This is a genomic window from Vibrio sp. YT-16, from assembly GCF_033337405.1.
Lineage (GTDB): Bacteria > Pseudomonadota > Gammaproteobacteria > Enterobacterales > Vibrionaceae > Vibrio > Vibrio alginolyticus.
Map to the genome: position 1 here is coordinate 271,362 of NZ_JAWOQQ010000002.1, position 13,644 is coordinate 285,005.

At 43.9% G+C, this 13,644-nt stretch carries 6 protein-coding genes; 4 read left to right on the forward strand and 2 right to left on the reverse strand.

The features are described from left to right. Positions 1 to 623 precede the first annotated feature (623 nt). The 3 genes from R7F07_RS04560 to R7F07_RS04570 are packed head-to-tail and all read left to right on the forward strand — an operon-like array spanning position 624 to position 8,285. Positions 624 to 2,279 (forward strand): hypothetical protein, encoded by a 1,656-nt coding sequence (locus R7F07_RS04560; protein ID WP_171343140.1) that lies wholly within the window; start codon positions 624 to 626, stop codon positions 2,277 to 2,279. 23 nt (positions 2,280 to 2,302) lie between these two features. Next, entirely contained in the window at positions 2,303 to 3,559 is a 1,257-nt protein-coding gene (locus R7F07_RS04565; RefSeq protein ID WP_171343141.1) for a hypothetical protein, read from the forward strand. Then, on the forward strand, positions 3,552 to 8,285 hold the full coding sequence (locus tag R7F07_RS04570) for an OmpA family protein (RefSeq protein ID WP_171343142.1): 4,734 nt from the start codon (positions 3,552 to 3,554) through the stop codon (positions 8,283 to 8,285). The genes R7F07_RS04565 and R7F07_RS04570 overlap by 8 nt, the downstream gene beginning before the upstream one ends. Positions 8,286 to 8,358: 73 nt before the next feature. Here the strand turns inward: R7F07_RS04570 and R7F07_RS04575 are convergent, their stop codons facing one another. Together R7F07_RS04575 and tssH are read right to left on the reverse strand one after the other, a co-directional pair. Further along, a complete protein-coding gene (locus R7F07_RS04575) occupies positions 8,359 to 9,990 on the reverse strand; it encodes a sigma-54-dependent Fis family transcriptional regulator (RefSeq protein ID WP_005373418.1) in 1,632 nt (543 codons plus the stop codon). Next, positions 9,977 to 12,655 (reverse strand): type VI secretion system ATPase TssH, encoded by a 2,679-nt coding sequence (tssH, locus tag R7F07_RS04580; protein ID WP_025998546.1) that lies wholly within the window; start codon positions 12,653 to 12,655, stop codon positions 9,977 to 9,979. The genes R7F07_RS04575 and tssH overlap by 14 nt, the downstream gene beginning before the upstream one ends. A gap of 456 nt (positions 12,656 to 13,111) precedes the next feature. Here tssH and R7F07_RS04585 point away from each other — a divergent pair, with 456 nt between their 5' ends. Further along, on the forward strand, positions 13,112 to 13,630 hold the full coding sequence (locus R7F07_RS04585; RefSeq protein ID WP_005373415.1) for an Hcp family type VI secretion system effector: 519 nt from the start codon (positions 13,112 to 13,114) through the stop codon (positions 13,628 to 13,630). Positions 13,631 to 13,644: the final 14 nt, after the last annotated feature.

Consider the following 13,644-nt stretch of genomic DNA (forward strand, 5'->3'; position numbering starts at 1 on the left):
TTTTAGGTGTGTATGAAGTGATTGTGATGGTCGCTCGGCAGGTGCTGTGGTGAATGTGTCGCGTTGAAAATCTTTTTAAATATTATATATTTACGCTCGTTTCTATACTCTGAGTATAGTGTTCTGCATGAGGTCGATGGGTAATACCTCGCCTCTTTAACTCGCGATGAAGCAAATTTAATCCTAGCAAGCTTCAGAGCAGTTACTTTTGTGAGTGCGTAATGCGCTCACCTTTTTATTTAAACTTCCTCAGTAACAGTCAATTTGTTGTTTGTTGCTGAGGAGGGCACCTCATAAACTTCTGAATTTCCTCGTGCTTACCTGAAGCGCACGTTACTACGATTTTTGTTAACTTCAGTCCATAAATTAAATTTTTTTAGATAGTAAGATTTTACCATTTTGACAGAGTGGGTGATGTTACCGGCTTTTGTTGTGGTCAAATCGCATGTTTTGATAGCAAAAGTCACCATTTTTTTGGTGTTTTTGATTTCGGGCGATTTTTCTATCTCGTTGAAAATAAATGGCTAAGTAAGTAGGATACGCAGACCAAATCGTACTTGTAAGCCTTATCAGCTTAATTGTCACCGCAGCCATATTTACGATGTTGGTTGTGGAGAATTCAAATGCATTTAGTTTGCAAATTTATACCTAGCTCGAAGCTATCCTCCAACGAGCTATCTTATGTTCTTACACCGGACGAGTGTATAGGACAGCTTTCGCGTTTGCGAAATTCAGATGACATCCTTAGAAACCTCCCTAAAGAATTGGCGCAAAAGATTTCCATCTCTGCCAAAAAAACGACCAGCGCATTGCTAGCTGCTATAAGAATCGAATTGGGAAAAGGCAATTGGGTGTCATTATCTACCGTTGCACGTCGGTCGCCATTGACGGACTCTCAGCTGCAAAGCTTCCCTAGACTTAAATCACTCGTTGACTCTGTATCAGCTTCGAATGAAAGCAAAGCTTTTAAAGCAGGATACAAGCAGGTTACCGACGATGTTGCTTTAGTTCGTAGTTACACGCATGTCCCCTCTGAGCCAAGTCCAGATCAAAAAATCGTTGTCGAGTTTGCAGGGCAGTGGTCTAGCAACGCGGCATGTTTGATGTTGGGAAAAACGGACGCTCAAAAAGAAAAAGTGACTGTAGGCAAGGCTGATACAGAAAACAAACACCGCAGCCTCGCGACATTTAAAGATCTCGAAGCTGAGGGCAAAACGCTCTATATCAAAATCCCTTGTTCTGACCAGCCTCAGCCAATCTTGCTTAAACTCACCGAAGACCTGCAACCCGTTGATAAAGAAACTCAGATGGATGAGTGGGACAACGTGTTGGTGCCGGTGAGACCTTTGGCTTACTTAGATGGTAGCAACGACAAAGCAAAAGCTTCTGACCTGCGTGGTGGTTTCCTTTATGTGTTTTGGAAAGGAAAGCTTTGGCGAGAGATGGCGATAAACGAGAAAGGTTACTACCAAGATGTTGACGTCGAGTATTACCGCACGCTAGAGCAAGAAGAAAAGAAAAAAGACACACCTCAGGTAATACAAAGAAGCGCAAGCGGTTTTGCTATGGCGCATTTCTGGGCACCTTACAAAATATCGGGTGAAGTCCAACAGGGAGAAAATGGACTCAAGATCATTTTCTCACCAAAGCAAAAGCGCTTTGCTCAAATTGAAGCATTAGAATCGGATGCTGGTTTGCTAGAGAAGTCCAGCACGCCATTAGATGAATTAAGCAGTTACAGTGACGCACAGTCATTCAGTGCAAAAGAATTCACCTCCGATGTAGACAGCGCAGCCATCCACAAAGTGACCGAAGACGACATGCCATGGCTGAGTGACCAACAGGCCATAGTACGTAGTTACGACCAGAGCAACACCGTGATTGCTTATGTCGATGGGAAAAACAGTGGCCTATTATTCCGGGTGGATGTTGGTACGTCTGGCATCACCGCTTTGAATTCACTCTATGTGGTCGATCACAATAGCGATTATAAAGACGTCTTTGATTTAGAGTTTTATGAAGGGGAAGACCACGATTGGCAGCAAGCGTTATTAAGCGGGCTGCCATTGGACGGGGTCTTTACTATGTCCCTGGTACATGACCAAGACCCAGACAGTCGTCACATACTTTTTGATCGGGTCGCTTACAACGATTTATTTGTTGAACCTGAGAGCGCTACTGAAACTCCGCCAAAAGCTCTGCCAAACGACAAGCCTAAAGGTATGACTACAGAAGAGAAACAACGTTTTGAGTCATTAGTGCTGGATTGGTCGTTGTAACAAAATTAGAAAATGGATTAAGAATGAAAAAGAAAATATTACTCGGCTTGGGTTTGACGACTATTGCCGCCGCAGGTGCTGGTTACATTGCCACTAAACCCTATTTTGATGAGAAAGCTCGAATAGAGAGCATGGCAGACCGCCTAGATTTGTACAAAGGTAAAACGGATACTTGGCTTTACCAGTATGATTTTAAAATACCGGATAATCCAAAGGTTGCAGATTGGAATACTGAAAATGTGACACTCCCTCAGGTGCTGTTTACTATCGAAAACCGAGAAGACAAATCAAAAGTCAGTTACTGGGCATTGAACATTGATGGTACTAATCCTCAATTGCTGATCCCTGAGGGAGTATTCCCGCCACCTGTTTATCGAAGCACGACTGATTATGCAAAATATATGTCACGGTCGCCCAACGGTCGCTATCTTGTTATCCCTCAGAAAAGTAGCACTGTGTTGTACGATCTAGATAACGGAGAAGTAACAAACATTAGTGAGGAGTCTGGCTCAACTCGTCACGACATCATGTGGGATACAGACAGTACACAAGTTGTTGTGAAAAAAAGAGATGAGCTTCTGCTGGTTAAGCTAGACACCAAAGAGGTAGTGAAATTTACTGATGTAAATGGTTCATACGCACGATACATGACCTCTTTTGCCAAGCCTTATATGAGCCAGTCAGAGCAAGCGATCTATTTGAGTTTTAATTCGAGTTTGGCGGGGTTTGGCTGTGGGTGGGAGAATGACGAATACCTTGAAACTTTTGGGGAGAGTGATGTTCCAAAATGCGGTAACACATTTGTGTTTGATGCCAAAACCTTAAAACTGGTCGATCGCGGTGATTTTACTCCGGATAGCTACGATTGTAATGTCTGGGGCGGAAAGTATGGAGATGGTTTTTATTGCCTCGGGGGTGAGGGCGGAGGGAAGGTGTACCGCTCGGGAAGACCATCTAAAAAAATGGGTAACTTCCGAGCTACAGTGGATTTGTTGGCTTTCAACGGCGGTGATATGTGGTTCGTCCCCGCGCATGGTCGAAATATTACCCGCGTGTTACACCAACCCACTGAGAATAGCCCTACTACAAAAATGATATATGGGTTCGTAGGTTTTAGTGATGGAGAACGAGTTGAAAAATCCGCCTATGGCTTTGGCTTTAGCCGTTATGTGATTGAGCATAAAGAAGCGGATAATTGGAGCGAGTCACTCTACCCACTGCCAAGTTATGCTGACATCAAAAAAGCAAGAACCGTTCTAGAGGAGCGTAATCATGGCTAGAGCTAAGATTGAACAGCACGCTCTCTATTTGATGGGGCAGCTGGTCGGACCAGATGGAGAGGCCATTACTGGCAATGGGCTCTATCCATTACCCGGTTTTGCACTGGCCCTTCCACAGCTAGCAGTAGGTCAAACTGCGGATGGTAGCGGTAGTAAAAATGAGTCACCATTATACATCAGTGATTCATCAGGTCGGCTACAAGGTTGGAATACCAAGGTTCAATCAGTTAAAGAGCTTGATGGGAATAAGCTTGCTTCTTCACCACTATTGATTTCTAGCACGATAGATAAGCTAAAACCCGTCTATATCCCACCTTACTTAATTCCCGCTGCGGTTATGTCTGAAGATACTGCTTGGACGGGACGTTTAGCAGCCTTGGCCAAGGATGTTGTAAGTTCTAGTGATGAGAGCATTGGCGTTAGCGTAGTAACTAACAGAGATATTGTACAGGACCAAAAGCTGAGCAAAGACCATACCGAGAGGCGATTTTTAGCGCCCGAATTAGCCGAGTTCTTTATCCATAAAGCTGAAGCGGCAGAAGTGCGGTTTGGGCAAAATAAAGGAGCATATAAACGCCTGTATGAACAAATTTATAGCGAAAACTATAAACAGAATTTTTATTATCTACGCATTCCTCAAGTTTGGACCATCAATCTTTTCTTCTCTGCCGACTATTTTGAGGGCGCGGAAGTTACTTTGTCTGGACAACCAGAAAACTTAATCATCAAGGGGGATGCAGAGGATATTGGCAATAAAATCACCAGCCGAGTGAGGCCGGTAACATACTATGATATTGCCAACCAAGCGAGTGACGCCCAAGATGCAGAAGAGGTGACTCAATATGTCGCCACATTTTGGATCACGGGCGGTCACCTAGATGAGGATGATCAAATCAAGCAATTAGTCCGCTTTGATATAGATTTAGAGGGAATTAAGCGATATTGGGATGCATTACTTAAACCTTCAGATAGCCAAATGGCTCAGGTTGCTAAGTTAAATATCCCAAACAATTGTTACTCATTATCCGAGCAAGTCTTACACCTGCCTATTTATTCAATAGCAGGGCGCAGCATAATCCTTTCTGGTGATCCCATCTCTGTTGAAGAGTCACTGTTCCAACATGCGCCAGAAACGTTTAAAGGCTGGCTCGATTGGAGTAAAAATCTTCCCTATACCAGCGAAAACAAACCTGCTACTGGTGTGCAACCGTCGATTAATATTCTCAATTCCATTGGTAACTATAAAGCTGTTATCGAGGCCTCAGCGTCTGGTGTGATGGACCCATTCAGTATGACCACTGTCCATAAAGCGTTCAGCGCAGGTTTGAATGGAGATCAAGCCGGGGATATGTTGAAGGCATTAAAACTCGCGGTCGGTATTGATGCTAAGGCGAAGGGGTTCTTAGATTTTGCGCAAAAGCTAAAGCCACCTGCGCAAGGTACACTTACGCCTATTTCTGACTTAGCAAGTGCCCTTAACTGGTCAAATCACCTTGGGAGCGCCTTACCTAGTGTATATACGATTCCGCCGGTGTTACAGCATTTCTGGCATAAGGTTGACGATAAGATCTTAACCCCTTTAAAGCCGGCCGTTCGGGCTATTGAATATGCACTTGATAAGCCTTTTGGTTTTGCAGAGCTTGTTTCTAGTGGCCTTGAAATTCCGAAAGGTATTGAGAATTCCGAGTCGGCGTTTAACGCCTATATTGATAAATCAAAGGAATATGGTCAGAAAACACAATCGGTAATATCAACACTTTTATTGAGTGATGAAAAAGATCGTCAGGCACTGCTTGAGTCTGAAGCGGAGCATAAAAAAGCGCTCCTTGAAGCATTCTCTGATAAAAGTGTAAGTCATAAAGTGCTGTTAAATGGTAGTCCGCTATTAGAAAAAAAACAGGCAAAAGAGGGTGAGGCAAGCTATCTCACACTGTTTTTTGAATTTGATAGTGCAAATGATGAACTTGCCAATTCTGATAAGAAGCTCGTTTCTAAAGTGGCCGAATATCTGCGTAATACAAAGTCAGAAATGTTGCTGAACATTGAAGGATATACGTGTGATATTGGCTCGGTGGAATACAACACTAAACTCTCAAAAAAACGTGCTGCGGCGCTTAAATCTTCTATTTTAGAAGATCTTGGCACTGATGCTATTAAGTGGGAGCATCGAATATCTGCCCTGGGTAAAGGCGTTTATGCCGATAATGATACGAGTAACAGGCGCTTAAGTCGTCGAGCGGAGATGAAGTTCTACCTCAACTCTGCTTTTGAATATCCTGCTTGTAGAAGTTGGCTGCTTACTCTGGAGAAAAATCGACAGAAAGCGGTTTTAGCAGAGATGAAAGTCCATGAGGAAATTTGGAAATTTTCCGGCCAAGCCTTTGATATTGCATTAGGCTTTGCTGCGCCAATGCTTGGTCCAGGAGCCGCGTTAGCATATGGGTTGTATTGGTCAGGCGAAACCTTGGTTTCTACTTTGGATGGTGCAGCCAAAATTCTTAATAAAGAAGTAGAAGAATATAAAGAGAAGCAGAAACGTTTTTCTGAATTTGATGTGGTAGGACAGGCGTTACTGTATCGCGGTTTACCTGCATTCGATGAACTGAGTGTTGTTGGCAAGGCATATATAAAACGCGCTATAGCGCTCAATGGGCTGCTACGATTGCTTCTACTTGAATCTCAAATAAAAGAAGAGAACAAAACAACGAATTACGTTTCGGAATATTACGTGGTTAATCACTTGACGTCAGGGCAAAGAGATCTTGATATTGAAGGTTATATAAAGACCTATCTTTTAAGTGATGATTGGGATTTGGGGGGGACTTGGCTTCCTTCTTTCCACCTTGATGAAGCGTGGCTAGAAACAAAGAATATTTACCGTAGTGCTTCGGAAAGTGTGCTGAGTTTTGCTGCAATGACGAGTTACGTAACATACCGAGCGAAGCAATCTCAGGCTGGGGTAAAAGCGCTTGAACAATCGCAGGCATATCAAAAATTCTGTCCTATACATACTGTTGCGGACCCTAGTTTAACTAAGCTTAGATCTCTGTTAAAAGCGCCCGATTTATCTAAGCTCGATGACTCTATGTTTGCTGGGCATATGGTTTCCGTAAAAGTCAATGATGAATGGCTCCCACTCGAAGACAGGGTTAATAGCGGTGAAGCTATTACGCCGACTATGCCAATTAGAGTACTTATTATTCTTGATATGAAGGATGAAACGCTGACCAAGTTCAAAGAAGAAGGTTTGCTTACTCTTGTGCCTGTGGGTGTTAGACCTGTGAGGCAAAATAGGTTCTTTGACGATTTTGGGTCTTACACTACTGAATATGTTCGTGAAATTGCACCGGAATCACTAGTTGAAACTGAGAGAGCGTATTTAACAGAGAAACAAATGTTAGAGACAGATACGACGCTATACGGTGTTGTTGTAAGTCCTACTTATTACTTTGGATGCAACATCATGAGTGGCATCAAACCTATTGCTGATGACTACGGTAGCAAAGAATGGAAGTCGGTGTTTGGTCAGGTAGATGAACAGCACTCAGCGGCTTATGTGATGCGTTACCTTCTAGAAGTCGGTGTACCAAATGTCAGTAAAACAGAATCAAAGTTAACGTATAAGAGAGAGCTCGTACTTAAAACTCAAGATGGTAAGGAGATTACCTCTAGTACGGATAAGGCATCCATCTTTAATTTAACTATGTCAAAAGAGCATGAATTCTTATATGAGAAAACTTTCTTAGCAAGAGCGGGCAAAAAAGCGGTCGAATATCCGGAGCTATTCTCAGATGCTAAGGCAAATTTGTACATTTATGACGCTAGCGTGAAGAGCCTCATTCCCGGAAGTAAGCACGACGATATAATGGAGGCGATCGGTTGGACGAAGAAGCAGCCATCCTATGATACTTCTGAAAAAGCAACGAAGTTGTTGCTCATCGTCAGTACAAAATCTGTTGAAAATGTAGAACAAATACTTGAGCGAGGAGGCTTTGACCGTCACCGCTTACCCGTAGACATTCGTTTGAAAGCAAACGATGCAAGAGGTCTCTATAATTTTGAACATCAAGATGTAGATTTGTATCCATTAGGAAAGGTAGAAGTGAACCTCGAGAAGAAAGAGGTGTCATTCAAACCTAAATCAATACCGCAAAGCCTAAGTGAGGTATCGGATCATATTTCTAGCAACCTAAGTAAGCTTGTAAACGACTTGGTGGTTAAGGAAGGTGTTTTATCACCAGACTTTGTCGACACTGATCTATACGCAGTCGAGATATCACTGAAGTACACTAACGCAACCGGGAAAGAGATGACTGGCTTACGCCCGTTTATTCCTAGAGGAAACGATGCCCCATACATCATGCTCGATATTGATGGGAAAGCTGGACTATCTTTAAACGCTTCATCACAAAGGCTCCCTGTTCGAGCTATAGATACAACGGCGCCAACTATGTTCAACTCGCGAGAAATCCATTACAACCAGAGTTGGTATGAGATGAGTGAGAAGGAGTTTAAAGCTATTTCTGAATATACTGCAGGAACGACTGACGATGCTGATTCCAACTTAGCAAGTTTAAACCGTAGTAAGATGTCCCATAAGGCTACCCCTTTGAGTGTTTGGATGAATGCGGAACCAATCATGAAAGATTACTCAGTAGCGAAGGAGCTTCCACTATCTGCACAACGAGAGCAAATACTCAAAAAGTGGTTGTTTGATGGAAAATAAAAAAACCGCCTTCGGGCGGTTTTTCTTTTCTTATGACTTCATGCTGAATTTAGAATTTTCTTTTTAAGCCCCATCAACCCGCTGCAGAAATGTCGTATTTCTTCATCTTATGGTTGAGAGTGCTCATTGGAAGTGCCAATTGTTCAGCGGCCTTCTTGGTGTGCCAATTACACGCATTTAAGCAATCGATGATCACTGTACGCTCGTATTGGCTGACAACGTCCTTAAGACTCTTTGAAGCGTCTTCTAAATCCGCTTGTACCTGACGCTCGTAAGCAGGTTGGTCTGGGGTAGGTGAGACTGCTTTCATGTCGATATTTGGCACATCTTCTGGGATTTGTTCGCCAAACTCAATGTGAGTAATGGTTTCAAAATCGGACAGTAGCACCGAGCGCTCAATGATGTTCTTAAGCTCACGCACGTTCCCTGGGTATTGGTAGGCAAGGAGCTGTTTACGTACGTTGGCACTTAACCCTGGCGCTTGCGGCAGACCTAGCGTGTTGGTGGTGTGTTGCACGAAATGTTCGGCAAGGGGAATAATATCCGACTTGCGTGCTCTCAATGGTGGTAATGTAATAGGGAACACATTCAAACGATAGAACAAATCGGCACGGAATCCGCCATCTTTGATTTGCTGCATAAGATTACAGTGGGTTGCGGCGATAACGCGAACGTCCACTTCAATCTCTTTGCTAGTGCCGATTGGGCGAACTTTACGTTCCTGTAGCACACGCAGCAATTTTGCTTGCAGTAGCATTGGCATATCGCCAATTTCATCTAGGAAAAGCGTGCCGCCGTTGGCTGCTTCAAACAAACCGACTTTGTCTTTGTCCGCGCCAGTGAATGAGCCTTTCTTATGGCCAAAGAGTTCTGACTCTAATAACTGCTCTGGGATTGCGGCACAGTTCTGTACGATCAAAGGTTGTTCTGAACGATTAGAGTTTTCGTGAATGTATTTCGCGATCACCTCTTTACCGGCGCCTGTTTCACCACGCAATAGAACGTCGACAGGGAGAGATAACACCTTGTCAAGACGATTCAAGACATTGAGCATTTCTTCGCTCTCTGCAATAGGACCTTGATAGGCTTTCTGAGTACGTTTTTTGAGCTGAGTATTCTCGCGCACTAGGGCTTGATTGTCTGCATTGAGATTTTTAATCACTTGCCCGTATTGCTCTAACCACACAGCTTGGCGAATATTACTCGCGGCCATACGACAAAACTCAGTCAATGCAGCTTCATTGTCGATAACACTTAAATCGAGCAAGACCAAGAGTCCAATGGTCTTACTTTCGCTATCAATCAAAGGCCACGCCAGCAAGTTCTCGCTTTTTAGCCCTAGCGTCTGCTCAGTTTGATAGATGCTGTCACAGTCATAACCGTTGTACTTATACAACTCGTTAATCAATACCACTTCACCATTGCGAATGGCAAAGTTAAATGGATCGTTCTCACTAGCGGAATCAATCTGCAATGCCTCCCAAGGGTGGGAAACAATCGTTTTATCGTTATGGTGAGCGGTACTTGGAATCAACGCCTGGCCAGTCTGGTCCAAAACATAAATGATGCCGTGCTTTGCGAGGGTCATTTGTCTCGCAGCGGTCAACACAGCATCCAAGGTTTGGGTAAGCTGGCTGCGATCAGCCAAAGACTGACTGATCGCAAGTAGGGCGTTACTAAGTTCGCTATGGTTAGCTGAACGCATAGGTTAGTGTTCCTTGCTCATCGACAGACACTTCGATTTGCGTATGTGAATCATCCTTGTCATGCACTAGTAGCTGAGTCGAGAGCTGAGGCAGTAACTGACGGTTGATAACCGCGTCGATGTTACGCGCGCCCGTTTCAGCAAGGCGACAGTTACCTAGTACGAACTCAACCAAGCTGTCTTCGTAGCTCAGAGACAGCTTGTGATGGCTCTGTAGACGCTGAGAAACTTTGTTCAACTTGTGGTGAATAATTTCTGTCATTGCTTCATCAGACAGCGGAACAAATGGCAGTACCGACATACGTGCCAACAGCGCCGGTTTGAAGTGTTGGTTTAAAGTAGGGCGGATAGCTTCTGCGATGATGTTTGCATCGATGTCTTTTGATTGATGAACCAAAGATTCGATCTCGTGCGTTGCAAGGTTACTGGTCATGATGATCAGCGTGTTCTTGAAGTCGATGGTGCGGCCTTCGCCGTCGTTCAGCGTACCTTTGTCGAAAACTTGGTAGAACAAGTTCAACACTTCTGGGTCGGCTTTTTCTACTTCATCAAGAAGTACAACAGAATATGGACGCTGACGTACCGCTTCTGTCAGCATGCCGCCTTCACCGTAACCTACGTAACCTGGAGGTGAACCGATTAGGCGAGATACCGTGTGCTTCTCTTGGAACTCAGACATGTTAATGGTCGTCATAAAGCGCTCACCACCAAACATTTGATCAGCGATCGCACGAGCCGTTTCGGTTTTACCCACGCCACTTGGGCCAACCAGCAGGAATACGCCTGTTGGTGCGTCTGGGTTGCCTAAGCCTGCTTTCGCAGTTTGAATGCCTTCAGACAGTGCATCGATAGCGTATTCTTGGCCTTTGATGCTTTGTGTTAGGCTTTCTTTCAGTTTTAGCGTGGTTTCTGCTTCGTCTTGAAGCATCTTACCCATAGGAATGCCAGTCCAGTCCGAGATGACGTGGCTAACTTCATCTGGGCCCACTTCAAAGTGAACCAGTGGGTTGCCATTGCGGATTACATCTAGCTGCTCTTGGCAGGCCGAAATGGCAATGCGAACGGCTTCTTCATCCATTTCTGCATATGGAGAGACGTCTTGCTCTTGTTCTGAATCTTCGTCTGCAACAAGCTCTTCTTCATTTGTTTCGCCAAAGACCAGTTCATGTAAGCGAGAGCGTAGAGCAATCATCTCTTGGATCTGCTCTTTTTCTTTGTGCCATTGCGCTTCTTGTTCTGCTAGCTCTTCTTTCGTTGTTTCCATTGCCAGTTTTAGGTCTGGAATGTTAGCAAGGCTGTGCTTGTCGCCAGTTTGCTGCAGAGCATCACGCTCAAGTGCTTCAAGCTCGCGCTGTTGAGCTGCAAGTTCTTGTTGCAGAGTCTCAACAGAAGCAGGAATGGCATTAAGGCTGATGTTCACTCGTGCACACGCCGTATCTAGTACATCGATCGCTTTGTCTGGCAGTTGACGACCAGAGATGTAACGAGCAGAAAGTGCTGCCGCAGCAGTGATAGCATCGTCACGCACGTAAACGTTATGTGACTTCTCGTATGCTGGGCGCAGACCACGAATGATCAATGCTGCTTGCTCAGGAGACGGTTCGTCGAGTTTCACCAATTGGAAACGACGCGCAAGAGCAGGATCTTTCTCGAAGTACTTCTTGTATTCCGACCATGTTGTCGCAGCGATGGTTTTCACTTCACCACGCGCTAGGGCTGGTTTTAGCAAGTTTGCCGCGTCGCTGCCGCCCGCTTGGTTACCACCGCCAACAAGGGTGTGTGCTTCATCGATGAAAAGAATGATAGGGGTTGGCGAGTTTTTCACTTCATCCAATACTGCGTTTAGGCGTTTTTCGAATTCGCCTTTTACGCTTGCACCAGCTTGCAGAAGACCCATGTCCAGGCCGTAAAGCTCAACACCTTTGAGGTTGTCTGGTACGTCACCTTGTACAATCTTAAGTGCCAAGCCTTCTACTACTGCGGTTTTACCAACGCCCGGTTCACCAACAGCAATAGGGTTGTTTTTACGGCGACGAGCAAGAATGTCCACGATTTGGCGGATTTCTTGGTCGCGGCAGAAAACAGGGTCGATTTCGCCTTTGCGTGCTTTACCAGTGAAGTCGGTTGTGAACTTGCTCAGTGCTGAACCATCTTCACGAGCTTGTGTTTTTTCTGAAGTAGCAACTTGCGCCTCAATAGAGTGGCTTGTTAGCTCTGCAAAGTTACGCTTAAGGCTGTCAGGGTTTACCGCTTCAAGGATAGAGGCGTAACCATGTTGGCCGTAACGGAGAGGGTTGCTAACAAGAGTAAGGAGCAGGGCACCAGAGCGGATTTGTGTTTCGGATAGATCTAAAGAAGAAACCAGCCAACTTTCTTGCAACCATTCGATTAATAAAGCAGAAAAAACAGGTTTGCTGCCATTTCCTTTAGCGTTGGTGTCGAGTGTGGATCGAACCGATTGTCTTAATAAGTTCTCAGAACAATCAAAATGACTCAATAAGACGTCAAAATCACTATTTGGCCTTTCTAATAGACTCAGTAAATAATGCTCAATTTGAACTTCGTTTGCTTTTTCAGAGACTGCAAGTGCAGCGGCGTCTTCTAATGCTACTTTTGCAATCGGGTGTAGACGCTGAATTAATGAAGAAAGGTTTATATTTATCATAGCCATTTTATTCTTTAGAGGAAAAGAGGTAGCGGCTATTATACTAAAAGTAATTGCGTTCTTTTTTTATCAAGATATTTTGACTATCGTTTGTTGGTTATTTTTAATGATTATTGTGACATTAATGTTTGTGGTTATTTTAATGGCGTTGTTATTCTAAATTAATTGATAGTAAAAGTGTCGGATTTATTAGTTTTAATGACTTTATTTACACGGTTTTATATGGTTATTTTCACTTTTTAAAGTTAGAACAATTTATTATTATCTTAATCCAACTTTTTGGTTTTTTATCCAATAAATTGTACTCAATATATTAGTGAACAATGCCTGTAATTACTTAGGTTGTTGTTTTTGTTTGATTTTTAAAGTTGGCACGGACTTTGATTATACCAACTAGTCGCGGTGATAAGCGATTTGGTGATTTAAACAAAACAGATTTTAGAAAAGGAAATAGCGATGCCAACTCCAGCATATATGTCTATCCAAGGTGAGACTCAAGGCCATATTACTAAAGATACTTACTCTGCAGATTCAGTAGGTAACACATGGCAAGAAGCTCACGTTGATGAGTTCCTAGTACAAGAACTTGATCACGTGCTAACAGTTCCACGTGATCCACAAAGTGGTCAGCCAACTGGTCAACGTGTACACCGTCCACTTGTTGTAACTAAAGTTCAAGATCGCTCATCTCCACTACTATTCAACGCACTAGTATCTGGCGAAAAACTTCCTGAGTGTGTGATCCGCTTCTACCGCACTTCAGTTCAAGGTAAACAAGAGCACTACTACTCAATCAAATTGATTGATGCGCTACTTGTCGATATCCAAACTCGTATGAACCACTGTCAAGACGCAGCAACAGCTGACCGCGTGACAGAAGAAGTGCTTAAGTTCACTTACCGTGCGATCGAAGTAACTCACGAAAACTGTGGTACTGCGGGTAACGACGACTGGCGTGCTCCACGCGAAGCTTAATTGCTCGTCGCGTA

Excerpts from the sequence above, each read along its gene's own strand:
- R7F07_RS04585 (WP_005373415.1), top strand. The coding sequence starts at position 13,112 with ATGCCAACTCCAGCATATATGTCTATCCAAGGTGAGACTCAAGGCCAT.
- R7F07_RS04570 (WP_171343142.1), top strand. The coding sequence starts at position 3,552 with ATGGCTAGAGCTAAGATTGAACAGCACGCTCTCTATTTGATGGGGCAG.
- tssH (WP_025998546.1), bottom strand. The coding sequence starts at position 12,655 with ATGATAAATATAAACCTTTCTTCATTAATTCAGCGTCTACACCCGATT.
- R7F07_RS04560 (WP_171343140.1), top strand. The coding sequence starts at position 624 with ATGCATTTAGTTTGCAAATTTATACCTAGCTCGAAGCTATCCTCCAAC.
- R7F07_RS04565 (WP_171343141.1), top strand. The coding sequence starts at position 2,303 with ATGAAAAAGAAAATATTACTCGGCTTGGGTTTGACGACTATTGCCGCC.
- R7F07_RS04575 (WP_005373418.1), bottom strand. The coding sequence starts at position 9,990 with ATGCGTTCAGCTAACCATAGCGAACTTAGTAACGCCCTACTTGCGATC.